Annotated in this window: 20 protein-coding genes; 9 read left to right on the top strand and 11 right to left on the bottom strand. The window is 61.7% G+C overall.

Annotated elements, in window-relative coordinates; genetic code table 11:
- Positions 1-250 precede the first annotated feature (250 nt).
- Positions 251-2,032 (bottom strand): adenylate/guanylate cyclase domain-containing protein, encoded by a 1,782-nt coding sequence (locus X265_RS12430; protein WP_244659482.1) that lies wholly within the window; start codon positions 2,030-2,032, stop codon positions 251-253.
- 196 nt (positions 2,033-2,228) lie between these two features.
- Here X265_RS12430 and cysK point away from each other — a divergent pair, with 196 nt between their 5' ends.
- Together cysK and X265_RS12415 are read left to right on the top strand one after the other, a co-directional pair.
- Positions 2,229-3,278 (top strand): cysteine synthase A, encoded by a 1,050-nt coding sequence (gene cysK, locus X265_RS12425; protein WP_128965079.1) that lies wholly within the window; start codon positions 2,229-2,231, stop codon positions 3,276-3,278.
- A gap of 784 nt (positions 3,279-4,062) precedes the next feature.
- Complete coding sequence (locus X265_RS12415; RefSeq protein WP_128965077.1) at positions 4,063-5,751, top strand: methyl-accepting chemotaxis protein; 1,689 nt, start codon at positions 4,063-4,065, stop codon at positions 5,749-5,751.
- Positions 5,752-7,556: 1,805 nt separating this feature from the next.
- Here X265_RS12415 and X265_RS12410 read toward each other — a convergent pair.
- A complete protein-coding gene (locus X265_RS12410) occupies positions 7,557-8,270 on the bottom strand; it encodes a Crp/Fnr family transcriptional regulator (RefSeq protein ID WP_128965076.1) in 714 nt (237 codons plus the stop codon).
- Positions 8,271-8,421: 151 nt separating this feature from the next.
- On the opposite strand from X265_RS12410, the gene X265_RS12405 reads away from it, so the two are divergent.
- Positions 8,422-8,739, top strand: coding sequence for a c-type cytochrome (locus tag X265_RS12405; protein ID WP_128965075.1), 318 nt, complete (start codon positions 8,422-8,424; stop codon positions 8,737-8,739).
- Positions 8,740-8,752: 13 nt separating this feature from the next.
- On the opposite strand, the gene X265_RS12400 is transcribed toward X265_RS12405, so the two are convergent.
- Genes X265_RS12400 through X265_RS12390 form a run of 3 tightly spaced genes read right to left on the bottom strand, consistent with a single transcriptional unit; the run spans position 8,753 to position 11,769 of the window.
- Entirely contained in the window at positions 8,753-9,856 is a 1,104-nt protein-coding gene (locus tag X265_RS12400) for an ABC-type transport auxiliary lipoprotein family protein (RefSeq protein ID WP_128965074.1), read from the bottom strand.
- A gap of 3 nt (positions 9,857-9,859) precedes the next feature.
- Positions 9,860-10,630: an ABC transporter ATP-binding protein gene (locus X265_RS12395; RefSeq protein ID WP_164938541.1), complete on the bottom strand. Its 771-nt coding sequence runs from the start codon at positions 10,628-10,630 to the stop codon at positions 9,860-9,862.
- Positions 10,631-10,632: 2 nt separating this feature from the next.
- Positions 10,633-11,769 carry an ABC transporter permease gene (locus tag X265_RS12390; protein ID WP_128965072.1) on the bottom strand — a complete coding sequence of 379 codons (1,137 nt, stop codon included), beginning with the start codon at positions 11,767-11,769 and terminating at the stop codon, positions 10,633-10,635.
- Positions 11,770-11,901: 132 nt separating this feature from the next.
- Between X265_RS12390 and X265_RS12385 the strand changes: the two genes are divergently transcribed.
- Both X265_RS12385 and X265_RS12380 read left to right on the top strand, forming a co-directional pair.
- Entirely contained in the window at positions 11,902-12,177 is a 276-nt protein-coding gene (locus X265_RS12385) for a hypothetical protein (RefSeq protein WP_128965071.1), read from the top strand.
- The gene (locus X265_RS12380; protein ID WP_128965070.1) at positions 12,178-12,678 is read left to right on the top strand and encodes a phage holin family protein; all 501 of its coding nucleotides are present in this window, start codon (positions 12,178-12,180) and stop codon (positions 12,676-12,678) included. It abuts the gene before it with no gap.
- 9 nt (positions 12,679-12,687) lie between these two features.
- On the opposite strand, the gene X265_RS12375 is transcribed toward X265_RS12380, so the two are convergent.
- Both X265_RS12375 and X265_RS12370 read right to left on the bottom strand, forming a co-directional pair.
- Complete coding sequence (locus X265_RS12375) at positions 12,688-15,378, bottom strand: bifunctional acetate--CoA ligase family protein/GNAT family N-acetyltransferase (protein ID WP_128965069.1); 2,691 nt, start codon at positions 15,376-15,378, stop codon at positions 12,688-12,690.
- A gap of 72 nt (positions 15,379-15,450) precedes the next feature.
- Positions 15,451-16,290, bottom strand: a complete 840-nt coding sequence (locus X265_RS12370; RefSeq protein WP_128965068.1) for a universal stress protein — start codon at positions 16,288-16,290, stop codon at positions 15,451-15,453.
- Between the two features lie 174 nt (positions 16,291-16,464).
- Between X265_RS12370 and X265_RS12365 the strand changes: the two genes are divergently transcribed.
- The 3 genes from X265_RS12365 to X265_RS12355 are packed head-to-tail and all read left to right on the top strand — an operon-like array spanning position 16,465 to position 19,977.
- Positions 16,465-17,448 (top strand): zinc-dependent alcohol dehydrogenase family protein, encoded by a 984-nt coding sequence (locus tag X265_RS12365; protein WP_128965067.1) that lies wholly within the window; start codon positions 16,465-16,467, stop codon positions 17,446-17,448.
- Between the two features lie 11 nt (positions 17,449-17,459).
- Positions 17,460-18,992 (top strand): bifunctional aminoglycoside phosphotransferase/ATP-binding protein, encoded by a 1,533-nt coding sequence (locus X265_RS12360; RefSeq protein WP_164938540.1) that lies wholly within the window; start codon positions 17,460-17,462, stop codon positions 18,990-18,992.
- Positions 18,993-19,017: 25 nt separating this feature from the next.
- On the top strand, positions 19,018-19,977 hold the full coding sequence (locus X265_RS12355) for a CHAD domain-containing protein (protein WP_128965066.1): 960 nt from the start codon (positions 19,018-19,020) through the stop codon (positions 19,975-19,977).
- On the opposite strand, the gene X265_RS12350 is transcribed toward X265_RS12355, so the two are convergent.
- Complete coding sequence (locus tag X265_RS12350) at positions 19,974-21,809, bottom strand: PHA/PHB synthase family protein (protein ID WP_128965065.1); 1,836 nt, start codon at positions 21,807-21,809, stop codon at positions 19,974-19,976. The two genes, X265_RS12355 and X265_RS12350, sit on opposite strands and share 4 nt — an antisense overlap.
- Before the next feature lie 204 nt (positions 21,810-22,013).
- Here X265_RS12350 and X265_RS12345 point away from each other — a divergent pair, with 204 nt between their 5' ends.
- Complete coding sequence (locus X265_RS12345; protein ID WP_128965064.1) at positions 22,014-22,742, top strand: CBS domain-containing protein; 729 nt, start codon at positions 22,014-22,016, stop codon at positions 22,740-22,742.
- A 14-nt stretch (positions 22,743-22,756) separates the two neighbouring features.
- On the opposite strand, the gene X265_RS12340 is transcribed toward X265_RS12345, so the two are convergent.
- From X265_RS12340 to X265_RS12330, 3 genes are all read right to left on the bottom strand, one after another.
- Positions 22,757-23,221, bottom strand: a complete 465-nt coding sequence (locus X265_RS12340) for a RidA family protein (protein WP_128965063.1) — start codon at positions 23,219-23,221, stop codon at positions 22,757-22,759.
- 15 nt (positions 23,222-23,236) lie between these two features.
- The gene (locus X265_RS12335) at positions 23,237-24,928 is read right to left on the bottom strand and encodes a benzoate-CoA ligase family protein (protein ID WP_128965062.1); all 1,692 of its coding nucleotides are present in this window, start codon (positions 24,926-24,928) and stop codon (positions 23,237-23,239) included.
- Between the two features lie 135 nt (positions 24,929-25,063).
- Positions 25,064-25,582, bottom strand: a complete 519-nt coding sequence (locus tag X265_RS12330) for a MarR family winged helix-turn-helix transcriptional regulator (protein WP_164938539.1) — start codon at positions 25,580-25,582, stop codon at positions 25,064-25,066.
- Positions 25,583-25,827 lie beyond the last annotated feature (245 nt).

The following is a 25,827-nucleotide window of genomic DNA, read 5'->3' as shown; positions in this document are numbered from 1 at the left end:
TGCTCACCGTTAACTTAAGCCGGCAAGCACTGCGGCGTACATCCGATAAGCGGTGAGCCAGACAATGTCCGCCTCACACGAAGACAGGCTGCACCATCCTCTCTGGCCCTGGATCATCGTACTTGCCAGCTTCTGCGTGATCGGGCTCGGACTAGTCTTTGTGCTAAGCTGGGTTCTACTGGAAGTCGGTCCCGCGCAGGCTCGCGGTTTGGACGCCGTCACGGCTCTGCCTGATAAACCACCGGTCTGATCACTCGGGCAAGCCGAGCTTCCTGAGATTCTCTCCCATGCGATTGAGGACCGCAGGAGAAAACACCATGGCTTGTTTGAACTTCGAGATCGTCAAATCCGGGTAGTGATGCATTAACTTGGCAAAGACCTCCTTCGCCTCTTCGACCCGGCCGGCTCCCGACAGAACTGCTGCTAGATTGCGATAGATCCAACTGGCGTTTGGCCGCTCCTCGAGGGCGCGTCGGTAGTACGCGGCAGCCTCATCATATTCTTGCGCGATTTCATGCGCCGAGCCGATACCTACGTAGTTGTTGAAATTCATGGGGTCGATGGGGCTCAGGCGCAGGGCCCGTTCGAAATTGGCGATGGCCTTTTCCGGTTGATCGGCATAGTTTTCGAGCCATCCGAGCCTGCTCCAGGCCCACGCGGCATTGGGATCAAGCGCGACGGCACGCTCGAGCAGCATACGTGCGGTACCATAATTGCGGACGAAGGTGTGTACTGCGCCGAGGACCGCCAAGATGATGGGATCGGCTCCGCTCATTTCTGCCGCGCGCTCGGCAAGGGACCGCGCCAGTGCCTGGCTCGCGGCGACATCCTCCGCCCAATTGTAGACCGATCGCTGGGCGTGGCACCAACCAGCGAGCGATAAGGCCAGGGGGTATTGAGGATCAATTGCGAGAGCCCTTTCCAGAAGGTCCAGGGCCGTCGCACTTTCGTCCTTCTCAAGTGCCCAGACGTGAGGCATAGCCCGCATCGTGTAGTCATAGCTGCCGAGATCCTGTGGCCGCTTCCGTCGCGACCGCTCGATCTCAGCGATGCGGATCGAAGGCTGCAAGGCACCTGCAACTTGTTCCGTAATTCGGTCCTCGAGATCAAAAAACTGGTCGACTGCGCCATCAAAGCGCGAACTCCAGACATGAGCGCCCCCCTCCGTCTCGATGAGCTGCACAATAATGCGGAGCCGATTTCCGGCTTTCTGCACACTACCCTCGAGCAAATACGCGACGCCCAATTCCTTGCCGATACACCTCGCATCTGTCGCGCGGCCCTTGTAGGTGAAGGCCGAACTGCGCGCGATGACGAAAAACGAACGAATGCACGAAAGCGCCGCCGTAATCGCTTCGACGATTCCATCGGCGAGGTAGTCCTGGCCCGGTTCGGCCGACATGTTTTCGAAGGGCAAAACGACAATGGACGGCTTGTCGGGGATCGGCAGATTTTGATTGCGTATTGAAGGCGCGTTCTGGCGGATTGTAGGACCCACTTCACCAGCAAGCCGGATGTGCCAGGCGCGCATCAGCTCGGTTATGTTCTTTAAAGTCTGCTCGCCGATATCATCGAAGACGATGTCGGTCTTTCCTTTGATTTGCCTGTGCGCATCATCAGAGATGCAGACGCCGCCGGGCTCTGCAATTCCCTCGAGGCGCGCTGCGATATTGACGCCGTCACCGAAGATATCGTTGTCATCAATAATGATGTCCCCGACATGAATTCCGATGCGGAATTCGATCCGGACATCCTTCGGAACTTCGGCATTTTGCACGGCCATGCCACGCTGGATCTCCACTGCACATCTTGCAGCGTCGACTACGCTGGCAAACTCGACCAGCATGCCGTCGCCGGTGGTCTTGACGATGCGCCCCCGGTACGCACCGATGGTGGGATCGACGAGGGTTTTTCGTAATGTCTTCAGCTGCGCGAGGGTGCGCTCCTCATCGCGGCCCATCAGCCGGCTATAACCAGCGACATCCGCTGCCAGCACCGCCGCAAGTCGTCGCTGTACGGGCTCTTTGGGCAAAGTGGTCCCCAGCGTCAAACATATCGCTGCATCAAAGCATGGACGACGGCCTTCACGCCAGCTACTATGTTTAAATTCTCCCGCAGGTTGACGAGCCCTGCGGAGCATTCACTTTGATTGTTATTTGGGACTATTTGGGGAGCGTTCGAGGCTCTCGAGATCTTCTTTGCTTCAGAATTCTCGAATTGAGGTGAGCATGGGGCGGAAATATCAAAACATTCTCGAGACGGTGGGCAACACGCCGGTCGTGCGGATCAATCGTCTCGCGCCTGAGGGCGTGAACCTTTTTGTGAAAGTCGAAGCCTTCAATCCACTCGGTTCAGTGAAGGACCGGTTGGCCCTTGGCGTCATCGAGGCTGCGGAAAGATCGGGAGAACTCAAGCCCGGACAGACGGTCATAGAGGCGACAAGCGGGAATACGGGAATCGGCCTCGCCATGGTTTGCGCCGCCAAGGGATACCCGCTTGTGATCACCATGGCCGAGCCGTTTAGCGTCGAGCGACGCAAGCTCATGCGGTTCTTGGGCGCGAAAGTTATCGTTACGCCTGCCGCCGAGCGAGCAGTTGGAATGATCAACAAGACCATCGAGCTTGCTAAGGCACATGGCTGGTTCATGACGCGGCAATTCGAAAACGAGGCCAATCCCGATATGCACTCGCAGACGACCGCGCGCGAAATACTGGATGACTTCGCAGGGGATCGGTTGGACTACTGGGTGACGGGCTATGGGACTGGCGGAACATTAAAGGGAGTCGCACGGGTGCTTGCCAAGGAGCGTCCCGAAACCAAGATTATCGTCTGCGAGCCCCAGGACGCCCAGCTGCTGGCCAGTGGCATCTCTCAATCGCGGAATTCAGATGGCACTCCGGCAGCACCGCATCCGACATTCAAGCCGCATCCAATGCAGGGCTGGACGCCGGATTTTATTCCAAAACTTACCGATGACGTCGTTGCGACGAAAACGATCGATCGGATCTTGTCGATTTCGGGCCCCGACGCTCTTCGCTGCAGCAAGGATCTCGCGACGAAAGAAGGCATCTTTGTTGGCATCACCTCCGGCGCGACCTTTGCTGGCGCGCTGAAGATTGCCGCCGAGGCTGAGAAGGGAGCCAATATTCTCTGCATGCTTCCCGACACAGGCGAGCGCTATCTCAGCACGCCTCTGTTTGCAGATGTCTCTGCAGACATGAACGAGGAAGAGCTGGAAATTTCACGTTCTACTCCCAGTGGACAACTCAATCCCTGATCCTTCTGACTTGGTCAGGCAGCGAATACCGTGGCTCTTATCGGAGGCCTGGCGAGGCAATCTGGATTGCCACGGCTACTCCCGTGGTGCTTCTTCCGAAACACCGCAGCGGGAATGTCCCCAAATGGGATGGTCCGGCCGTGCTCCCGCCCTGCCAGCAAGCGAAGCTGGCAAGGGGCGCCAAAGACAAGGAGCACGCCATGTCCCGCCACAACCTTGTATTCGGTGGGTCCAAAGACCCAAACCATGATGCAGTCATGCGCATCAGCAGCGAAACTCCGAAGCAGCGGACCTCCTCGCTTTCGGCCTTGAAAGCCAAGGAAACACGTCGGGGCTCCGCCACCTCAAACCGTCATCGCCGACCCGTCGGATGCGGTCGCACGAAAGGTTTACCTGAAATACATCGGTGATTTTCTCGAAAAAGTCGAAGCGGTTTAGTCCTTCGCAAAGTGGGCCTCTGCCGAGGCGCCTCGTCTCAGAAGACTCATAACGCGACATTCCTCATGTCCGCTCGCTATGGGTGGGAAGCGGAAGTTGCGGCGATCACTTCTCCGCCGAGTCCAGTTGAGCCGGTCCTGAGAGGCTTCCAAGGCGCACCGACTCGTCTGCCGACTCAAACGATCAGGAGGAAATTAATTCGCGTTGCAGCAGGGCCGCGCCAACGCTTTTGGCTTGAGACTTCCCCTTAAGGGCCCGGATTGCACAATTCCGATAGCCTGCGAAATGGCCGGTTAACGGGGAGCGAATATATTTCACCCTGCCGGCCTATCATTTGGGGTGCACCATGTCGCTTCGCATGACCATTTCGCGCGGGATAGTCGTTTTCGGAATCATTCTTGTTCTGGGGCTCGCCGCCGTCATTGGCACTAGCAACTACGCCGTTCAGCACATCAAGGTTGGCGGTCCGCTCTATGATACGATCAAGCTCGGCAACGACTTGGTGGCCGACATCCTTCCGCCCCCGGAGTACGTCATCGAAGCCTACCTCGAGGCTACTCTGGCCATCCGGGATCCGGCGTCGCTTGCGGAGCGCCGTGAGCGGCTTAGCCAACTGCGCAAGGACTACGACGAGCGCCGCGAATTCTGGTTGGAGTCCGAACTGGATCCGGCACTCAAATCCTTGCTGGTCGACAAGTCCGATGCTGAGGTGAAGAAATTCTGGAACGCAGTCGAGCAAGGCCTGTTGCCGTCGCTTGCGATGGGCAAAGCCGATAGTGCGTTGAAAGCCTATGAGGCGGCGGCCTCGTCCTACAAGGCGCACCGAGCCATCATCGACAACATCGTCAAGAAGACGACCGATGCAAACACAGCCACCGAGGCCAGCGCGGCGTCAACGGTCAGCACCCTTTCGATTGTGATGTGGATCGTGTCGGCCCTGGTAGCGTTCGCCATCTGCGCCGGTCTTCTGGTTCTGGTGCGCGGCGTTGTGCGCCCGATCGGCGCAATGACTTCTGCGATGGAGAAGCTTGCCGGCGGCGATCTCGACGTATCGATCCCCTCAGCCTCGCGCCACGACGAGATCGGCGCTATGGCGCGCGCCGTGCAGGTGTTCAAGGACAACGCGCGGCGCGTTCGCGACATGGAGGTCGATGAGGCTTCTCAGCGCGCTCGCGCCGAAGAGGAGCGTAAGGCCCAGTTCGCGAGGGTGGCAGACGAGTTCGAGGCCACGATTGGGGGCGTCGTGAAAGCCGTCTCTTCGGTCTCAGCCGACATCGAGTCAGCCGCCGCCACCCTCACCGAATCCGCCCGCTCGACACGAACGCTGTCAGAGGGCGTTGCCGTTGCCTCCGAGCGATCGTCGAGGAGCGTGGGATCCGCTGCGGCGGCTTCAGAGGAGATGGCGGCTTCGATCTGCGAGATTGGCCGTCATGTCGAGGAGGCCAACCGCATCGCGAGCGCCGCCGTCGGACAGGCGCAGCGCACCAACGAACTTGTGACAGCGCTCTCTGGGGCCGCGGGTCGTATCGGCGAGGTTGTAAAGATGATCACCGCGGTGGCCGAGCAGACCAACCTGCTAGCCCTGAATGCCACCATCGAGGCGGCACGCGCGGGTGATGCCGGCCGCGGTTTCGCCGTCGTGGCGTCCGAGGTCAAAGCACTGTCAGCACAAACCGCAAAAGCCACGGACGAGATCGGCAGCCAGATCACCCAAATGCAGGCCGTCACCGAAGACTCGGTCGAGGCGATCAGGGAGATCAGCGGCACTATCAACCGCATCTCGGAGATTTCTGCGACCATCGCGGCCGCGGTGGAGGAACAAGGTGCGGCGACGCAAGAAATCGCCCGCAACGTTCAGCAGGCAGCGGACGGCAGCGACGAGGTCGTGAATAACGTCGGTCGCGTGAGCCGTGGCGCCGTCGAAACTGGCGAAGCTGCGGACAAAGTGCACGGAGCCTCGGAGGCGCTAAGCAACGAAACCGAACGGCTGGCCCAAGCTGTCAAGCGGTTTGCGACGACGATAAGAGCGGCCTGAGCAAGCCAGCACCGCCGGGCCCTGGCACTCACGTGCTGCGTTCGAAGGGAGTTCGGCTGCGGGTCAAACTGGGATATGTCCGGGAGGGGGCTTCTAGCATCAAAGCAGAGATCGCGACGGTTTGGCCCGGTCGAGGTCAGAGCAATGGGCTACCCTCGTAAAATGCTCGCAATGATCCTAATGTGACCGCTTGGCCTTCAGAAGCTAGCGCCCGCGCCCTTCGCGAATTCCGCATTCAAATGGGCGCCGGCGCCGCCGGCCTTGAGCCGGACATAGGTTCCGGACTCATGCAGATCTAGCCCCCCTCACCGCGTGCCATTCCGGCCCTGAACTCCTCGCCGCTGGCGCCGGAGGAAGGGCACTTTGACCAGCTCGATGAAGATGCGGCCGTCCTGTAGCGGTTCAATTCCGCTGGCGATCTCGAGGAGCTTGCGGGCGGCGGTCTCTGGCTCGGTGAGTGGGTGAGCGGCTGCGAACTTCGTGGTAGCAGCATGCTACTCTGAGGCGCGGCCGAATGGCTAACTTTGCAGTACCACGCCAGTCAATGGCGCTTATTGTTTGAGCTGCGTAGCCGCCGAGCTCGAGAGGAGCCCCCCGCTCCAGCGGCAACGGTGGTGCGGAAATGGTTCCTTAGTTTCTGTACGCGTAAGATGAGCGCGTGCCGATTGCCGCTGGTTATGGCACTTGGAATGGGAATACCGGGCCCGGCTAGCTCCCCATCGCCGTTTTGAATTTGAGCACCCTCATTCAAGCCGGTTCAGGACCATGCTTAAGGGCATTGCAATAGCGCTAATCGGACTGACGATCTTGTCCCAACTCCACAGAGCCTATTCCTACGGGCGCTATACCGACGCGGCGCTCAAGCTAGCTCGGGACATCGTCCCTGGATTTAGCTTCTAACTTCATCAGCCACTATCAAGTTCTTCGTGGACTTTTAGCAGCGGCCGCAGGGAGGGTTCGCCGTAATTTGTCATCGCCGCCCGGGACTGGATCAGGCCGTCCATCGATTGTTTAAGCGGGCGGCGTTGTCTTCGCACGGGTCGCCTTATTCCCTCACAGGCGCCGAAACGATCCGCTGGCAGGCAAGGCATTTGTAGACATGTACCGCCGGTCGACTTGCGATTGCCCGCAATTCTCCCAGCGGCACCATTCCCCGGGTGCACTTCTCACAGGCCGGTGGTCGGTCGGTTTGATCAGGCGGTGGCATAGCAGAGCCGCACCGGGCCAGCGGCTACGCAACACCTGGGAAATTTCCGGGCAGGGCTGGGAAGCCGGTAGATGGCATGCTTTAGCTCTTTACCCATGCAGCATACATCCGCGCAGTCCAGTATCGCGCGCCCCCTATGCCTCGAAACCGGCTTCCGTCCGCTTAGATAGGAGGATCGCCGATTAGTTTTCAAACGCCATACGCGCGTCCTCGAAAGTCGCGGCCATACCAGCGGTGCATTCACCGGGGCGTGAGCTCTAATATCCCTCTTACTAAAACCTCGACCTGGGCGAGTATGTTGGACTCATTTTGCACCCCGTTCCGTTATTAGTTGAGGCGCGCGTCAACATACGACTATGATCTCGGAAAATTCAACGCCTCGCATCCGAATCGAGCCGGACTCCGCTGGTCTGTCGGTCCGCCCAAGCCAAGGCCGCGGCGAATACGACAAACATCGTCACGACCGCAATGGTCACTAGCAACGCATCAGTCGGCATCGTGCCCTCCCAATATCTTGTTCTGGGCATTATTTGCGACCGATCATCGGCGTCATTGATCCGGATCAAAAAGTATCAAGTGCTCCGGCGCAGACCAAACTTCAGGCCGCAGCCAAAGCCTCCACTCGCGCGGGATCGCGCAGACAGATTCCGCCATGGATGATCTCGATCGCTCCATGCCGCTCCAGCTTGGTGAAGGTGCGGCTGACGGTCTCGATGGTTAGGCCGAGATAGTCGGCGATATCCTGCCGGCTCATCGGGAGGGGAACGGTATTCGACGATCCCTTGAGCGCGATCAGCCGCTCGCGCCAGCCGAGCAGAAACGTCGCGACCTTTTCGTCCGCCGAGCGGCGGCCGAGCAGGACCATGTGGTCACGCGCTTGGCTCAACTCGCGAATTGCGAGCTCATTGATCCGCTGAAGCAGATGCGGCCGGTCTTCGATGAAGCGGCTAAACGGCACCTTCGCGAACTGGCACGCAGTCACCGCACCAATCGCATCGGCCGAGAAATTGTGGCGGCCCGACATATTCATCCCCAGGAAATCCCCGGGCAGGGCAAAGCCCACGATCTGTCGGCGGCCATCGGGCAGCAGCTTGTAGAGCCGCATGACGCCTTCGAGCAGGTTGAAGAACGAGGTCGTGATGTCCTCCTCTGAGAACACAGTCTCTCCCGTCGCGAAATGAACGCGGCGCCCAAGATGCTCGAATTCCCCAAGCTCGGCCGGGTCCAGCGAGGCGCAAACCGCGAAGCCGCGGACCGCACAATCGCTGCAAGAATGACCGTTCGGCTCAATCATGGTCACAGAAGCCCTCATCCAACCCATTCGATCGCCCGGTTTCGCCCCTGGCGGATCCCGCCGCGCGGAGTGCATTTTACTGCATTGCGCCAAACGCGATTGACCAAGATCAAATTTGGCGTCCGTCCCCACCCTATTGTGCATCGAGAGTTCGACGGGACCAATTTCCATGCTTCAAAACGCACTGCGCCACGGCTTGATCGTGCTGCTGTTGACCACGCCCGCGCTTGCCGCGCCGACGGCCGAACAACGCGGCAAATCCTATGCACGGGTCAATTGCGCGCGCTGCCATGCAATCGACCGTCGCTCCGATAGCCCGCTTAAGATGGCTCCGCCGTTCAGGACCCTGCACCAGCGCTACCCGATTGATACCCTTGAGGAAGCGCTCGCCGAAGGCATCTATACCGGCCACGCCGACATGCCGGCCTTCGAACTCGATCCGGACCAGATCCATGACCTACTGTCCTATCTGAAGACGCTTCAATAGCACGTAGGTGCTGTCACACCGCCTGCACCGTCCAGCCGATCAGGTCCTTGGCAATGCGGGCAAAAGCTGCGTCGAACGCCACAACGGCGGCGGCCGGCTCGACCTTGTCGAGCTTTTCATTGGTCTCGATCAGGCGCGATGCGATCACCTTGCCGTTCTTGTCGACGATCCGCGCCGACAGTCCGATCTCCACCCGGCTCTCGCCGTCGGTGGCAATGCGAAAGCGCCTGATGTCGATCAGGAGCTGATAGTCCGCCTGCCCCAGATCGGCCGTCCGTAGCGGAGCGTGCGCGATATCGTAATTTTCGAAGCTGTCGATCAGCCGCGCCTGCACCAGCTTCGGGATGCTATCAGCCCAGAGGAAATCGGCGAAGCCCTTGATGTCGCCAACCGGCGAAAACAGCATCCGCTGCGTCTGGAGCATGGCAACGGCGGTCGGCTCGGGAATGGCCAGCGACGCCGATAACGTCTTGCCGGCCGGTCCGAGATTCTGCGGCGTGTGCAGATCGTAGGTAATCTTCTGCGCAGGCGTGCCGCCGCCGGTCATCTTCTCAAGGCCAGCCAGGATGCCGTCAATCTTGCCGGTATTGCGCGCCAGCCCGTCCGAGAACGTCTTGAGATTGGCGATGGTGTCCTTGAGTGGTCCGGAGTTGTCCTCGAGCACGGTATCGACGCGCCGCAGGGCATCGCGTGCCGCCTGCGTCATGCTCTGGCCGGCCCCGGCCTCGGCGACCAGCGTCAGCGGCTCGCCGGATTTGGCGATGATCATGCCGCCCTCCAGCGTCACCACCGGCACGCCGGTCAATCCCTGAAACTCAAGGCCGACCTTGGTGTCGGTCCGCACGGGTGTCGTCGAGGCCACCGAGATCGTGGCATTGACGAAGCGGGGATTGTCCGGCGCGAGCCCGAGCTGGGTCACTTCGCCGACCCGGATACCGTTGAACAGCACCCCGGCGCCGACCAGCAGGCCCGGCACCGGTCCCTGGAACTGGACGTGATAGCTGGTACGCGGGCCGATGCCGCCGGTGTTGTTCAGCCAATAGACGAAGCCGAACACCGCGAGGATTGCAGCCAGCACAAATGTCCCGATCAGCACATAGGGAGCGCGGGTTTCCATGTTTCATCTCATCTCGTGTTGCAGCATCTGCGAGCGCTTGCCGTGGAAATAGGCGCGCACCCAGGGATGCTCGGATTGCAGCAATTCGCGCATCGGGCCGATCGCGACGATCTTGCCGTCGGCAAGCGCGGCGACGCGGTCGCAGACAGTTGTTAAGCTGGCGAGGTCATGGGTCACCATGAACACGGTCAGCCCCAGGGTCTTTTGCAGCGTCCTGATCAGCGCGTCGAAATCGCCCGCGGCGATCGGATCAAGACCGGACGTCGGCTCGTCGAGGAACAGTATCGGGGGATCGAGGGCAAGCGCGCGCGCCAGTGCGACACGCTTGGTCATACCACCAGACAGTTCTGACGGGTATTTGTCGCCGTCCTCCGGACGTAGCCCGACCATCTCGAGCTTGGCAATCGCGATCTCATCCATCAGCTCCTGCGACAGCGTGAGGTTTTCGCGAAGCGGAAATTGCACGTTCTGCCGGACGGTCAGCGAAGAGAAGAGTGCGCCCTGCTGAAACAGGATGCCCCACCTCGTGGCCGTGCTGCGGTCATGCGCGCTGCCGATCGGCTGCCCCATGATCTCGATGCTGCCGCCACGGCGCGGGATCAGACCGATGATGGTGCGCATCAGCACCGACTTGCCACCGCCGGAGGCCCCCACCAGGCCGAGGATTTCGCCGCGGCGGACGTCCAGCGACAGGTGGTCGAGCACGGTCTGGCGACCGAAGCCGACGACGAGGTCCCGAACCCCGATCGCGATCTCTGCATGCGGCTCGGGCATCGTCACATTCCGATCGAGGCGAAGAAGATCGCAAACAGGCCGTCGAGCACAATCACCAGGAAGATCGACTTGACTACCGATGTCGTCGTCTGCCGGCCGAGCGACTCCGCGCTGCCCTTCACCCGCAGCCCTTCGCTGCAGGCGACGATCCCGATTACCAGCGCCATGAACGGGGCTTTCAGGATGCCGACTTCGAAGTGAGTGACAGAAATCGCCTCGTGCAGCCGGGCGATGTAGATCGCCGGCCCCATGTCACCGTAGAACTGCGCGACGAGACCGCCGCCATAGAGCGCGGCAATCGATCCGATGAAGGTCAGGATTGGCAGTGCAATGACGAGCGCGGCCACCCGCGGCAGGATCAGAACGTCGACGGGATCGAGCCCCATGGTCGACAGCGCATCGATCTCCTCACGCATCTTCATCGAGCCAAGCTCCGCCGTATAGGCGCTTCCCGAACGTCCCGCGACCATGATCGCAACGATCAACACGCCGAGCTCACGCAGGACGAGGATGCCCACCATGTCGACGGTGTAGGATTCCGCGCCGAACCTGCGAAAATGGAAGAAACCCTGCTGGGCAATGATGGCACCAATCAAGAACGTGATCAGCACGACGATGGGGATCGCCTGCAACCCGATCCGGTTGAGCTGATAGACCAGCGATGTCAACCGGAGCGAGCGGGGCCGGCGCAGCACGCCAAGCACGGCCATGAACAAGGCGCCGAGCATTTGCAGAAAGATCGTGACGTCTTCACGGGCACCGATCGTCGCCTTGCCGAGATCGTTCAGCCTAAGCAGGAATGGGTTGGACGCGGCTGTCTGTGCCGGCGTGTGGCGGTTGACCTGTCGCACCTCCTCCAGCAGGCCACTGAAGTGATCGGCCACGCCGACGATATCGGCCGGTCTCCCGGCTGATGCGGCCTGGCGCGACAGTTTCTCCAGGATCCATGCGCCGAGCGTATCGAGCGCGCTGATTCCCGACATATCCAGAGTTACGGCTCTCGATCGAGAGACCTCCGCACCGACCGATCGGGACAGCGTTTCGAGCGTTGCTACATTGGCTGCAATCCACGGGCCCTCGGGCCGTAATTCCAGCTTATCGCCAGATGGCGTTGCGAGCAGCAGAGGTTCCGAATTCACACGCATATCCTCATGAGACGACCGGTCCCCGATTGTTGATGTTCTAGGCCGGCATGAAGCAGCCCGATTGACGCAAATCAATGGCCATTGGGTCCGCTCGCATAGGCTTTCCTTATGCAATGGAGACCGCCAATGTTCGATACTGGCAGAATGAGCGATGAGCTGAAGGCACTGAAGGTTGACGTCACACGTCTGCTGAGCACCGCCGGGGAGGACGTGTTCGCGACGTCAAAGGACCGCACTGAGGCCCTCGCCGATCAGATTAAGGCCGCTCTGGCCGAGCTCGGCGAAACCGTCAGCGAGGAGCAGGAGCAGCTGCACGATCTCATCACCGAACGCCCGGTCGCCTCGCTCGCTTCCGCGTTTGCGCTCGGCGTGGTCGTCGGCTTCATGCTGAGGAGACATTAGGTGAATACCGAGAATGTAGTCAAACATCTGCGCGCCCTCTGGCGCACGGACAGGATCATCGCTGATATCAGGCTCCGCCACCTGCTGATCGGGCTCGGTCTGCGAGCCTTTGCGGCGCTGATCGCCGCATTCGGGCTCCTGATGCTGGAGCTGGCCGCCTATTTCGCGCTGGTCCAGATCTGGAGCGCGATCGGCGCAGCCGCCGCTCTCGGAGCGATCAATTTTGTCATCGCGGCGGTTCTCTTCGTCGTCGCCGGTCGTCCGCCCTCAGGCCGCGACATAGAGCTTGCCAATGAAATCCACGACACATCGATCGAAGCACTTCAAGTCGAAGCCCGCGCATTCCAGGCCGAATTGACCGGCGCGGTCCATCATCCGTTCAGCACGATCGTGCCGGTGCTGGTGCCGCTGATCGCGATCATCGTCAAAAACATGCGAAAGCCGGCCAGGGCGCCTGCCGCAACCACTGCCGCAACCACAGCGTCCGAAGCTCGCTCGTAGTCGCAAGCCTCAGAGCTTAAGCCGGACGTCGCAGATATCCGGTTCGGTCGGGTCCGGCTTCACCTCAAAGCCGAGCTGCCTGCACATCTCGAGCATCACGACGTTCTCCTTGAGCACGTCGCCCGAGATGGTCTTGAGCCCTTCCGACTTCGCATAATCGATGATCAGCTGCATCAGAGCCCAGCCGAGCCCCCTGCCCTTGAGATCGGATCGCAACAGGATCGCATATTCACCGCTCTCATAGACCGAATCCGAGTGAATCCGTACCACGCCGACCATCTCGTTCTTGTCGTCGAATGCGACGAACGCCATGGCGCGCGCGTAATCGAGCTGGGCGAGGCGCGCGATGAACTCGTGGGTAAATTCCTTCATCGGCGCAAAGAAGCGCAGGCGCAGATCATGGGCCGTCACATGGCGCAGGAACTCGTGGATGGTCGGCTCGTCCTCCGGGCGCAGGGGACGCACCGAAATGTGCCAGTCATCTTTGAGGGTGAAGCGGCGCTCCCATTGTGACGGATAGGCGCGGACCGCGAGATTGGCCGGGCCTGTGCCTGCGAATTTCCGCTGCGGCGGGCCCACCGCGATGCGGGCGTCGACCGCCGTGACGCCGGTTTCATCCGCGAGCAGCGGATTGATATCGAGTTCGCGGATTTCGGGGATGTCCGTCGCCATTTGCGCCAACTTGACTAGGACCAGGGCGACAGCGTCTTGCTTGACGGCGGGCACGTCACGATAGGCATGAAGCAACCGCGACACGCGGGTTCGATCGATCAGATCCCGGGCGAGCTGCAAATCGAGCGGCGGCAGCGCCAGGGCCTTGTCGTTGATGATCTCCACCGCCGTGCCGCCTCGGCCGAATACGACCACCATGCCGAAGGTGGGATCGTCGGCGAGGCCCAGGATCAGCTCGCGCGCCTTTGCTTTGACGACCATCGCTTGCACGATGACGCCGTCAATGCGGGCATCAGGCCGCAACGTCTTCGCCCGCGCAAGAATATTGGCCGCTGCCCCGCGCACCGCTGCCGGCGTTGTCAGGTTGAGCACGACCCCGCCGACATCGGATTTGTGCACGATATCGCGCGACAGGATCTTGAGCACAACGGTCGCCCCTTGTGCGAATATCTCGTCCGCATAGGCGACCGCCTGCTCGATACTATTAGCTGCATAGGTCGGCACCATCGCGATGTCATAGCACCCAAGTAGATGCTTGATCTCGACGGGCTCAAGCCATTTGCGACCATCGGCGATGGCCGTCGTGACAATTTGCTTCGCAGCCGCCACATCCGGTACGAAAGTGTCGGGCATCGCCGGGGGAACCTGGCTCAGCTCGTCGACCACCTCGCGATGACGGACCAGATGCATGAAGCCGCGTACGGCATCGTCCTCGGTTGGATAATTCGGAATGCCGGCTCCGGACAGCGTCGCAATGATCTCCTGATCGGCTCCGACCCAGGCTGCCAGCACCGGCTTGGCCCAGCTGCGGTGTTTCTCGCGATATTTGCCGACGAGCTCGGTCACGGTCGTGGCGATCTGGGCGGCCGAAGCAATCGCGGTCTGCACGTTGAGCACGAGGACCGCGTCATTGCCGGGATCCTCGAGCAGCACTTCCAGCGCCGCCGCATAACGCGAGGCGTCGGCGTCGCCGACGATGTCGACGGGATTTGCGCCGGACCAGGTCGGCGGCAGCACTGCATCCAGCTTCTGGCGCGTATCCGGCGTCATGGGAGCGGGAATTCCGCCGAGGTCCGCCAGCCGGTCGATCGCCAGGACACCGATGCCGCCACCGTTGGTGAGAATAGCCAGGCGCTTTCCCGCCGGCGATCCGATGCGACCGAGCGTCTCGGCACAATCGAACAGCTCACGCAGATCAGACACCCGAAGGACGCCGGCGCGCCGGAAGGCAGCATCATAGACCGCGTCCGCGCCCGCGAGCGCGCCCGTATGTGTGGCGGCAGCCTTCGCACCCTGCGCCATCCGGCCGGACTTCACCACAACGACAGGCTTCACACGCGCAGCCGCGCGCGCCGCCGACATGAACTTACGCGCGTCCTTGACGGCCTCGATGTAGAGCAGGATGGCACGCGTCTTATGGTCCATCGCGAAATAGTCGAGCAAGTCCGCGATGTCGACGTCGATCTGGTCACCGATCGAGACGATGCCCGAGAAGCCGACGCCACGCTGCGCGGCCCAATCCACCATGCCGGCCGCGATCGCGCCCGATTGAGAGATCAGTGCGAGGGTTCCCGCTCCCGGCATGTGCGCGGCGAAACTGGCATTCAGGCTGACACTTGGCATCATGATGCCAAGGCAATTGGGGCCAATCAGCCGCATGCCATATTTGCGCGCGGCTGCGATGGCAGCTTCCTCGAGCGAACCCGGTCCATGACCGAGCCCTGCCGAGACGATCAGCGCGCCGGCCGAGCCGCGACGCCCGGCTTGATCGATAATGTCAGGAACCTGACCCGCCGGCGCAGTAATGACGACCAGCTCCGGCACGAAAGGCAGTTGAGCCAGGCTGCTCACCGCAGCCATCCCGCCGATCTCGCTATAACGCGCGTTCACAAGGCCGAATTGCCCTTTGAAGGCGGACTTGCGAACGTTTTCCAGGACCGCGCGTCCCACGGACGCTTGGCGGGGACTGGCCCCGATGAGGGCGACTGACTGGGGCGACAACAGGTTTTTCAGGCGGTAGGTCGACATGGTCACAATCGTCCGATCGGGCAACGGGTCCGTCAATTACCAAGCTAACCCGGATAATACTTGGAAACGCACCTAGTGCGACATCATCACCCAGCACGGTGGCTGGCCGATGACAGTCTTGGTCACACCGCCCCAGACCGTCTCATTCAGGCGCGAATGGTGATAAGCGCCCATGACGATGGCGTCGATGGCATGGGACTGCGCCCAAGCCCCCAGCACCTTGCCGATCGAGCTCCCGCCGCTCTTCACAGTTTCGAAGGACGCATAGACCCCATGCTCTCTGAGGTGATGGACAAGACTGAGACCCGATTGCGCGATCGCTTCGGTCTTGTCCTCCGCCACGGTCACCACCCGGACGGAAGCCGCTGCCTGAATAATCGGCAGAGCGTCGCCAACCGCGCGCGCGGCGCGCGCCGAGTGGTCCCAGGCGATGACGACATGCTCGAATTCCGGCCGCAGCGAGCCCGCGTGCTGCTCGGGACAGAGCAGCAGCGGCCTGCCGGATTCAAACAGGAACGATTCTACGATGCTTTCGGTTCGGCTATCGTGGGCCTTTACGGGGATTAGGCTGAGATCGCTGAAACGTGCATGCTCCGCGAGGGTCGATGCGATCTGGTCCGCCGGCACCCTGCCCGATCGGCTCTGGGCACGCGTACCAGTGCGCGCGGCCGCCTCGGTGAATGCATTCAGGAGCTGCTGCATATCGCCCGCCTCGCACACAACGCTGAGTTCGGCGGACTCCGGGCCATTAGGAAACACCACCTTCGGGCGCACGAAAACATCGTCCTCCAGCGCAAGCCCGGTGATTCTGGCACCGAGGTCAGCGGCAACGGCGACGCATTTCTCAATTGCGGCGAGCGCAGGCCCACTCGGCTGACCGACAAGCGGCAAAAAGACGTCCTTGATGGCCATCGGGATTCTCCTTGCCAGCCAAAATAGGCCGCTTTTCGTCAGCTCCCTTGATTCTCGTCAAGGCGCCGAACGCCCTCCGACGCAAGCGATGAGGGGCGTTGAGCAAAGTCAAGGTACTGGCCGCTCGGTGGTTCTATGGGTATTCAGTCGGAGCGGTTCGCCCCGGAGAGACTTATGCGTGCGATGGTGTTACCGGCCCCACGAGCGCGGCTTCGAATGGAGGAGCGGCCAGACCCGGTCCCCGGCGATGGCCAGATCCGGGTGAAGATAGGAGCCTGCGGGGTATGCCGGACCGACCTGCATGTCGTCGACGCCGAGCTACCCGATATTCGCTATCCGATCGTGCCCGGCCATGAGATCATTGGGCGGATCGACCTCGTCGGTCCTCATGTTGCAACCCATGCGCTTGGTGACCGGGTCGGCATTCCCTGGCTTGGCTTCACATGCGGAAAATGCCGATACTGCCGGGAAGGCATGGAAAATCTGTGCGACGCACCGCTGTTCACCGGCTATACGCGTGACGGCGGCTACGCAACGCACACCATCGCCGATGCCCGCTATGCATTTCCGCTCGGCGAAGGCGACAATGACGTGGAGATTGCGCCTTTGCTGTGTGCAGGTCTGATCGGCTGGCGCTCGCTGGTGCTGGCTGGTCCCGCAGAGCGACTAGGCCTCTACGGCTTTGGCGCGGCCGGCCATATCGTTGCACAAGTCGCAATCTGGCAGCGACGATCCGTCTACGCGTTCACGCGGCGCGGCGATGCCCCCGCTCAGGCCCTCGCGCGACGTCTTGGTGCCGTCTGGGCGGGAGCTTCCGACGAAATGCCCGCCGAGCCGCTCGATGCCGCTATTATCTACGCACCGGCGGGGGAACTCGTTCCGGCTGCGTTGCGCGCCGTCCGAAAAGGCGGTCGCGTGGTGTGCGCCGGCATCCATATGTCCGACATCCCGAGCTTTCCATATGATTTGCTCTGGGAGGAACGGCAATTGGTTTCGGTCGCCAATCTGACCCGGCAGGACGGACTGGATTTTCTCAAGGTCGCACCACAAGCCGGTGTGCGCACCGAGACGACGGCATTTCCGCTGGATCAAGCCAACGAGGTTCTGGGCATGCTGAGGAACGGCCAGATTCTGGGCGCAGCCGTCCTGACGCCCTGACGGTGCTTGGAATGTCTGCTTCGCTGGACAATCAAACGACGATCCAGGAACGGATCTTCCAGACACTGGCTGGACATCAGGGCGTGACGCGGATCGATACGCACGGCGCCTCCGTCTTTCTCGATGGCGATCGCGCTTTGAAGATCAAGCGGGCCGTGCTGTTTCCTTTCCTCGACTATTCCAGCCTTGAGAAGCGCAAGGCGGCCTGCGAGGAGGAAATCCGGATCAACCGGCCACTGGCGCCGCAGATTTACCACGGTGTTGTCGCGATCACCGAGGAGCCGGACGGATCGGTAAAGGTCAATGGCCGCGGCCGACCGATCGAATACGCCGTCGACATGTCTCGTTTCGACGAGAACCAGACGCTGGACCATCTGGCGAAGGCGCGAACGTTCGACGCGGATCTTGCATCAGCCATTGCCGGCGCAATCGTGGCATCGCACGCGGCGGCGACGCCTGCCGACGGCAAGGCTTGGATGTCCTCGATTCCTGCCCTGATCGACGGCAACAGCGCGGGCTTGCGAGTTGGCAATGACCTTCAGGGCGCGGACATCGAACAACTCGCGCGGGCCTCGCACGATGCATTCCTGCGCACCCATCCTTTGCTTGAAGAACGCGGCCGCCGAGGCTTCGTGCGCCGTTGCCACGGCGATCTGCACCTCGCCAATATCGTGCTGATTGATCAGCGGCCGGTGCTGTTCGATGCCATCGAGTTCGATGCACAGATGGCGACGGTCGACGTGCTCTACGATCTCGCCTTCACGCTGATGGACCTGCTGCGCCACGATCAGTCGCTCGCCGCAAACGTTGTCCTGAACCGGTATCTTGCCGCGACGCCGTCCGAAAACCTCGATGCGCTCGGCGCGCTGCCCCTGTTCATGTCCATTCGCGCCGCGATCCGCGCCCAAGTGGCCCTGGCACGGCTGAAGTCACATTCCGATGATGTCCGCATCCTTGACGAGGCGCGGCGCTATTTTGACCTTGCCCGAACGCTGATCCAGCCGCCCGCTCCCCGTCTGATCGCGGTCGGCGGGCTGTCGGGCACCGGCAAAACGGTTTTGGCAGCGGCGCTCGCACCATCAGTCGCGCCGCAGCCGGGGGCCGTCGTGTTGCGCAGCGATGTCATTCGCAAGCAGATGTTCGGGGTGGCCGACACGGACCGGCTGCCACCATCCGCCTACACGCCCGAACTTGCAGAGCGGGTTTACGCAACATTGGCCGAGCGCGCCCACCATGTGCTGGCCCAGGGCCATTCGGTGATCATCGATGGCGTGTTCGCCCGCGACGTCGAGCGAGAGGCCATCGCCGCACTGGCCCGAGATTGCAACGTGCCTCTCACCGGACTCTTCCTCGTCGCGGATCTGGCAACCCGGCAGGCGCGCATCGGCAGCCGGCGCGGCGATGCCTCCGATGCCACGCAAGAGGTTGCCGCATTGCAAGAGCGCTATAAGATCGGGCGTGTCGGGTGGGCGAGCATCGATGCATCCGGAACACAAGCGCAGACGCTCCAAAGCTGCCGGGATGCGATCGCTAAAGGCAAATAAGGCAATCTGATAGGCGCGAGCTAGGATGGCGCGACCCACCACGAGTTCGAGGGCCACCGGCCATGCCAAGCCGCCGGCGGGCCGCGTTGGGCGGCCGGGCCGCCTCAGCCCCGGTATGGCGTGCGATACGGCCTTTCGGATCATTGCCCGCCGTCATCTCGCCGCCGTGCTCGCCCAGCACGACCGCACATGCCGTGGCGATCCGGACGCGTTGCACCAGATCCGGATCGCCCTGACCCATCTGCGGACTGCGATCCGCTTCTTTTCGCCCATGGTCGACGATGCGCTACGCCCCAAAGTCTGGGCCGAATTGAAATGGTTGAACAGCCAGCTCGGCATGGTGCGGGACCTCGATGTTGCGATCGAACGCATGGCCTCCGGCGGCAAGCTCGCCGAACTCCAGCACTGGGACGACAAGCGCGCCGAAAGTCACCGCCTGCTGGCCCGCGCGCTGCAATCGGCAAGATATCGCCGTCTGGTCGAACAGACATCGGGCTGGATCGAGGGCGGCCCCTGGTCAACCAGGCGGAGCAAGGAGGCCATCAGACTTCGCCGCTGTCCGCTCGCCAACCACGCCATGGTGCAACTGACCGATTGGGAAAGGACGCTGCTGAGGAAGGCCCGGAAGCTGCGCAAGCTCGACGTCGAGAAACGGCACAAGCTGCGCATTCTCAACAAGCGACTGACTTATTCGATCGAGTCGCTGGAGGATCTGTTCGCCGACAAGTCGCTGAAGAAGCAAAAGGCGATCCTTAAGCAATTGCGCAAGGCGCAAAAAGCCCTTGGACAGCTCAACGATGATGCGCGCGGTCAGGCGCTGGCCGCCTCATTGAGGGAGGCCGTTCCGGAAGCAGCGATTCGTTTTCTGGACCACAAGCGCGAAAAGAAGTTGCTGCGAACGGCCTCAATGGCCTATCGGAAACTCGACAAGGCCAAACCCTTGCGCCCCTCCGACCTCACTCCGGATGCTGAGCCCAAGCCTTAAGTGCGGACGTAGTCGCCCGGTGCATCGGGAAGGCCATCAATGTCGCCATTTCCGATCGGTGGCGGATCACAAAACTCGCCGGATTTCGCGCTGAGCCAGCGGGTCCATTCCGGCCACCACGACCCCTCGACATGCGGTGCCAGCTTCAGCCATTCATCCGGGCCGATATAGGGCGCGTCCGCGGCCTTGGTCATCACCTGATAGCTGTGCCCAGCCTCGTCGGGCGGCGCCACGACGCCGGCATTGTGGCCCCCGCTGGTCAACAGGAAGGTCAGATCGGCATCGACCTGATAGTGAAGCTTGTGGACGGATCGCCACGGCGCCACGTGATCGGTGAGCGTGCCGACCACGAACATCGGGATGTGAATGTCGGACAGAGAAATGTTTCCGCCGCCGACGCGATAACGTCCCTCAGCAAGATCATTGTTGAGGAAGAGCTTTCGCAGGTATTCCGAATGCATCCGATAGGGCAGCCGCGTCGCGTCGGCATTCCAGGCCATCAGGTCGCTCGGCGCTGAGGCCTCGCCCATCAGGTAGTCACGCGACAACCGCGACCAGATCAGATCGTTCGAACGCAGCAGCGCGAACGCGCCGGCCATCTGCGCCGTGTCGAGGTAGCCTCGTTGCCACATCACGTCTTCGAGAAAGGTAACCTGGCTTTCGTTGATGAAGAGCGTCAGCTCGCCGGCCTCGGTGAAATCAGTTTGCGCGGCCAGGAGAGTGATGGTGCCGAGGCGATCGTCGCCGTCGCGCGCCATTGCGGCGGCAGCGATCGACAGCAAGGTGCCGCCGAGACAATAACCGAGCGCGTGAATCTTCTGTGCCGGCACGATCCGGCCAATCACATCCAGTGCGGCCATCACACCCAGCTTGCGGTAATCGTCGAACGCAACATCCCGATCTCTTGCGTCCGGATTGCGCCAGGAGATCGCGAAGACCGTAAAGCCCTGTTCAGTGAGGTATTTGACCAGCGAGTTCTGCGGCGACAGATCGAGGATATAGTATTTCATGATCCAGGCGGGCACGATCAGGATCGGCTCGGGCCGCACCTGCGCCGTGGTGGGATGATACTGGATCAGTTCGATCAGCTCGTTGCGGTAGACAACCTTGCCGGGCGACACCGCAACAGTCTTGCCGACGACGAACTGTTCGTCTCTGCTCGGCTTCGCGGACGACAGCAACCGCATCAGGTCGCCGCACCAGTTCTGTCCGCCGAACACGAAATTCTCCCCGCCGCTCTGGAACGCCTTCTCCAGCACCTGCGGATTGGTCATTGCGAAATTCGACGGTGCCAGCATGTCGAGCATCTGGCGCACAGAGAATTCGACGATAGCCTCGTTCGCCCGCGAGACGCCGCGCACGCCAGTCGTTGCATCGTGCCACCAGCGCTCTCCGAGCAGAAAGGCCTGCGCAACAATATTGAACGGCGCGGCCTCCCATTGCGGCGCCCTGAAGCGGCGATCCCGTCCGTCCGGCCGGATCACCGACCAGGGCTCTTGCGCGGGTGAGGTCGCGTGCGCGGCAGCTTCCAACAAACGGCCGGTGTCACGAACCACCCGCTCAGCGATCTCCATTCGACGCTGTGGAGCTCCTGCAAGATGGCAGCCCCAGTCAAGCCAGGCGAGCAGCAAGGCTGTCGGCGAAATTCCGCCCGTGAACCGCGCGAGCAAGGCGTGGAACGTGCGGTCGAGCAGGTAGGGCTCCGGCACCGGCTGGACGGTCGATCTCTCCGCGTTTGGCTCGGCTTTCGTGACTGAGCGGGCGACGTCCACAACAGGCTCGGTGGAGGCCGCCGGCTGATCGGGCAGAGGAAGGATTTGCACAACGTTCATGGGATTCCCGTGCGCTGCTGATCGCATGTGGGGGCAGGATATGGCCGCCTGCTTTGGGGGCGTTGAGCTGCATCAATTCTGAGGCCGATCACAATCGCTTAAATCCGCAACAACCGGCTTCGTCCTCTTGACCTGCGTCAAACGCTCTCTCGGCGCCCGATCTAGACTTAACCATCGAAATTCGAAAAGCCAGCGGAGCTTCCCATGCGCGCCCACCAGATCATGACCAGGTCGGTTATCTCGGTCACGCCCGACACCAGCATCGTCGAGGCCGCGAACATCATGCTGAAGCGTCACGTCAGCGGCCTCACCGTAGTCGACGACCGAGGCAAGCTGGTCGGCGTCGTCTCGGAAGGCGACTTCATCCGCCGAAGCGAGATCGGCACCGGACGCAAGCGCGGCCGCTGGCTGAGCTTCATCCTCGGCCCCGGCACGTCCGCCAGCGACTTCGTCCACGAGCACGGTCGCAAGGTTTCCGAGGTGATGACCACATCGCCTGTGACCATCACGGAGGATACCGCGCTCGCCGAGATCGTCGAGCTCATGGAGCGGAATAACGTCAAACGCTTGCCGGTGGTTCGCGGCGACAAGGTCGTCGGCATCGTGTCACGCGCCAACTTGCTGCAGGCAGTGGCGGGCCTCGCGCGCGAGGTGCCCGACCCGACCGCCGACGATGATCACATCCGCAGCCGCATCATTGATGCCATGGAGAAGCACGACTGGTGCCCGTTCGGGCTGAACGTCATCGTGCGCGACGGCATTGTTCACCTGAGCGGTGTCATTACGGAAGAACGCTCGCGTCAAGCCGCGGTCGTCGCAGCGGAGAATGTGGAGGGCGTGAAGAAGGTGCACGACCATCTTTGCTGGGTCGATACCATGTCGGGCGTCTATTTGAACTCGCCCGAGGACGATGAGCTCGCCAAAGCAAGCTGAGCGCCAGAAACGGCTCAGAGAGGGATGACGGCGGTGGCTTCAATTTCGACGCGCGCCGCCCTCTCGACCAGACGGACGACCTGGACCAGCGCCATCGCGGGATAGTGCGCACCGAAGATGGCGCGGTAGATCTGGCCGAGTTCCTTCAGATTCGCCAGGTATTCGTCCATGTCGACGACATACCAGGTCAGACGCACCAAATGTTCGGGCCGCGCACCCCCCTCGGCCAAAATCTCGGCGATATTGCTGAGGGCCTGGCGCACCTGGGCGACAAAGCCGTCCGCGAGACGCTCTTGGGCATCCCAGCCGATCACACCACCCGTGACGACGAGGCGGCCCTCTGCGGCCATACCGTTGGCATAGCCCTTCGGCATCGGCCAGCCCGAGGGCTGCAGCACCTGAGATTTGGGGCTGGAATCATCCCCGGTGGCGGCTGGCAGCACCGCAAGTTGGGGGCCTTTCGGCGTCGTTACTGACAACTTTCGATCCTCATCTCATTCCGCCGCGACGCCCGAGGACGCCGCAGCTGCCTGCGCCAATTGACGCAAGGCAAAGCGCTTCAATTTTCCGGTCTCGGTCTTCGGTAGCTGCGTCACGAACTCGATCGCGCGCGGATATTTGTACGGCGCGATCTCGCGTTTGACGTGCTCCTGCAGCTCGGCTGCAAGCTTTGCGTCCGGTATCACCCCGGGTGCGGCAACGACATAGGCCTTCACGATCATCCCGCGCGCCTCGTCGGGAGCACCGACGACGCCACATTCGACAACGGAGGGGTGCGTGAGCAGCGCCGCCTCGACGTCAGTGCCTGCAATGTTGTAGCCGGCGGAAACGATCATGTCGTCGGAGCGCGACTGGTACCAGAAATAGCCATCGCTATCCATCAGATAGGTATCGCCCGTAATATTCCAGCCATTTTGAACGTACTTGCGCTGACGTTCGTCGGCGAGATAGCGGCAACCGGTCGGTCCGCGCACCGCGAGCTTTCCCATCGTGCCAGGCGGCAAATCATTGCCGTCGTCATCGACGATCTTGGCCTCATAGCCCGGCACCGGCTTGCCCGTCGCGCCGGGACGAATTTCCTCCTCAGTCGCGCTGATGAAGATGTGCAGGAGCTCCGTCGAGCCAATGCCGTCCATCAGCTTGATGCCGGTGGCCTTCAGCCAGGCATCGAAGGTCGGTTTGGGCAAGGTCTCGCCCGCGGAGACGCACTTGCGCAACGATGAAATGTCGCGGCCGGAGAGCTTGCTGATCATGGCGCGATACGCGGTCGGAGCCGTGAAGCAGACGGTGGTCTTGTATTGTTCGATTGCCGCCAGGATCTCATCGGGCGTCGTCTTCTCGAGCACGACGAAGGAGGCGCCGATGTGCATTGGAAACAGCACCCCGCCGAAGCCGAAGGTGAAAGCAAGCGGCGCGGAGCCAATGAAACGGTCGTTCTGCTCGGCCCGCAGGATGTTCCGCGCGTAAGCATCGCACACCGCCAGCATGTCCCGGTGGAAATGCATGGTGCCCTTGGGATCGCCGGTTGTTCCGGATGTGAATGCGATCAGGCATATGTCGTCGGAAGCCGTATCGACCGCCCTAAACTCCGGGCTCGCATCGGCGATCAACGCCTCGAGCGAGTCGGGAGCACCATTGCCCCAATAGACCACGCGCTTCAGTCCAGGCGCAGCCTGCTTCGCCTTCTCCATCTCTTCGGAGAGCTTGCCGTCGCAGAGGGCGAGCGTAATCTCTGCCTTCTGGATCGGATAGGACAGCTCCTTCGCGCGCAGCAGCGGCATCGTCGCGACGCAAATGCCGCCGGCTTTGATCACCGCAAGATAAGTTGCGACCATCATCGGGTTGTTGGCCGAGCGCAGCAGCACGCGCCCTCCGGTTACAAGGCCGAGCTTGCTGACCAGGACATTGGCGATGCGGTTCACCAGCGCTTGCAGTTCGCGATAGGTATAGCTGACGGCGGGACTGATGACGCACGGCGCCTCGCCGCGCCCCTGCTCGACCCAGCGGTCGAGAAAGTAGCTGACGCAGTTCAATCGGGATGGATATTGCAACTCCGGCCGCGTGAAGATGAACTCCGGCCAGAGCTCGGGCGGCGGCAGATGCTGCCGCGCAAATGTGTCGACATGGGCGGTCGCAGCGTTTGCGTCATGCGAGCCCGAGACTTGAACCTTGGCGGCGTTGGCCATCGCACGCTCCTTTGCGCATGGAAAGCACCCGGCAGCACTTACTGGAAAACATTTTAGGCTTAAAACAATTTCGCGCAATAGCGGATTTTGGGCATCCCATGCATTTTCGTGCGGCAAAGTGGGATTGCGGGGCGCCTAGGGCCGGCGGCGCGCGGCCGATTTCTGCGCCGAGGCCTTGGTCTTGGCCAGCAGCCGCATGAGCTCGCGCACGTCTTTTGGCGTCAGATCGGCGAACAGATCGGCGATCCAGGTTTCATGTTCCGCAGCCATCCGGCGAAATTCGGCGCGACCGAGTTTTGTGAGGCGGATTACCTGGACGCGGCGGTCCGTCTCCGAGGTGCGGCGGTCGAGATGGCCGGATTCCACGAGGCGTTCGACGAGCCCGGTGACGTTGCCGTTGGACACCATCATGCGCTTGGAGACGTCCGACAGCGTCATGCCATCGGGGGCCTTGTCGAGCTGCGCCATCAGGTCAAACCGGGGCAACGTGACGTCGAAGCGTTGCCGCAAGCGACCGCGAACTTCGCCCTCGATCAGGGTCGTGCAGGTCAGCAGACGCAACCACAGCCGGAGCTCGTCGGCGTGGTCCTCGGGCGTTTCGACGGCCTTGGTCTCGGAATCGAGCATCTCGATGCGATCATTCCCCGCTGGCATGGGCGCCGGCAGGCTTCCCAACGTTTTGAGCTTCAAATAAATCAGCGCCGGCCGCAAGCCCAAAGCTGCAACAATCGATCGCAGGCGAATTTCTTTAGGCTTCAAGTAATTGGCGCGGGGCTTGCATGCGCCGCGCCCATACGATGGCGACCTCCCAAGCTTGCTTGCCGCGGCAGGCGTCATCGGCATAAGCTCGGATCCAAGTACGCGGCTTGCAACGCAAGCCCGATATTACGGGGGGACAG

It is taken from the genome of Bradyrhizobium guangdongense (assembly GCF_004114975.1).
In the GTDB taxonomy this organism is placed as follows: domain Bacteria; phylum Pseudomonadota; class Alphaproteobacteria; order Rhizobiales; family Xanthobacteraceae; genus Bradyrhizobium; species Bradyrhizobium guangdongense.
The sequence above is the reverse complement of the archived record's forward strand: the minus strand, read 5'-3'. Positions and strand labels throughout refer to the sequence as shown.

Bases quoted from the DNA above. Each gene is read 5' to 3' on its own strand.
- cysK (WP_128965079.1), top strand. From the start codon at position 2,229: ATGGGGCGGAAATATCAAAACATTCTCGAGACGGTGGGCAACACGCCG.
- X265_RS12415 (WP_128965077.1), top strand. From the start codon at position 4,063: ATGTCGCTTCGCATGACCATTTCGCGCGGGATAGTCGTTTTCGGAATC.
- X265_RS12410 (WP_128965076.1), bottom strand. From the start codon at position 8,270: ATGAGGGCTTCTGTGACCATGATTGAGCCGAACGGTCATTCTTGCAGC.
- X265_RS12405 (WP_128965075.1), top strand. From the start codon at position 8,422: ATGCTTCAAAACGCACTGCGCCACGGCTTGATCGTGCTGCTGTTGACC.
- X265_RS12400 (WP_128965074.1), bottom strand. From the start codon at position 9,856: ATGGAAACCCGCGCTCCCTATGTGCTGATCGGGACATTTGTGCTGGCT.
- X265_RS12395 (WP_164938541.1), bottom strand. From the start codon at position 10,630: ATGCCCGAGCCGCATGCAGAGATCGCGATCGGGGTTCGGGACCTCGTC.
- X265_RS12385 (WP_128965071.1), top strand. From the start codon at position 11,902: ATGTTCGATACTGGCAGAATGAGCGATGAGCTGAAGGCACTGAAGGTT.
- X265_RS12375 (WP_128965069.1), bottom strand. From the start codon at position 15,378: ATGTCGACCTACCGCCTGAAAAACCTGTTGTCGCCCCAGTCAGTCGCC.
- X265_RS12370 (WP_128965068.1), bottom strand. From the start codon at position 16,290: ATGGCCATCAAGGACGTCTTTTTGCCGCTTGTCGGTCAGCCGAGTGGG.
- X265_RS12365 (WP_128965067.1), top strand. From the start codon at position 16,465: ATGCGTGCGATGGTGTTACCGGCCCCACGAGCGCGGCTTCGAATGGAG.
- X265_RS12360 (WP_164938540.1), top strand. From the start codon at position 17,460: ATGTCTGCTTCGCTGGACAATCAAACGACGATCCAGGAACGGATCTTC.
- X265_RS12355 (WP_128965066.1), top strand. From the start codon at position 19,018: ATGGCGCGACCCACCACGAGTTCGAGGGCCACCGGCCATGCCAAGCCG.
- X265_RS12350 (WP_128965065.1), bottom strand. From the start codon at position 21,809: ATGAACGTTGTGCAAATCCTTCCTCTGCCCGATCAGCCGGCGGCCTCC.
- X265_RS12345 (WP_128965064.1), top strand. From the start codon at position 22,014: ATGCGCGCCCACCAGATCATGACCAGGTCGGTTATCTCGGTCACGCCC.
- X265_RS12335 (WP_128965062.1), bottom strand. From the start codon at position 24,928: ATGGCCAACGCCGCCAAGGTTCAAGTCTCGGGCTCGCATGACGCAAAC.
- X265_RS12330 (WP_164938539.1), bottom strand. From the start codon at position 25,582: ATGCCAGCGGGGAATGATCGCATCGAGATGCTCGATTCCGAGACCAAG.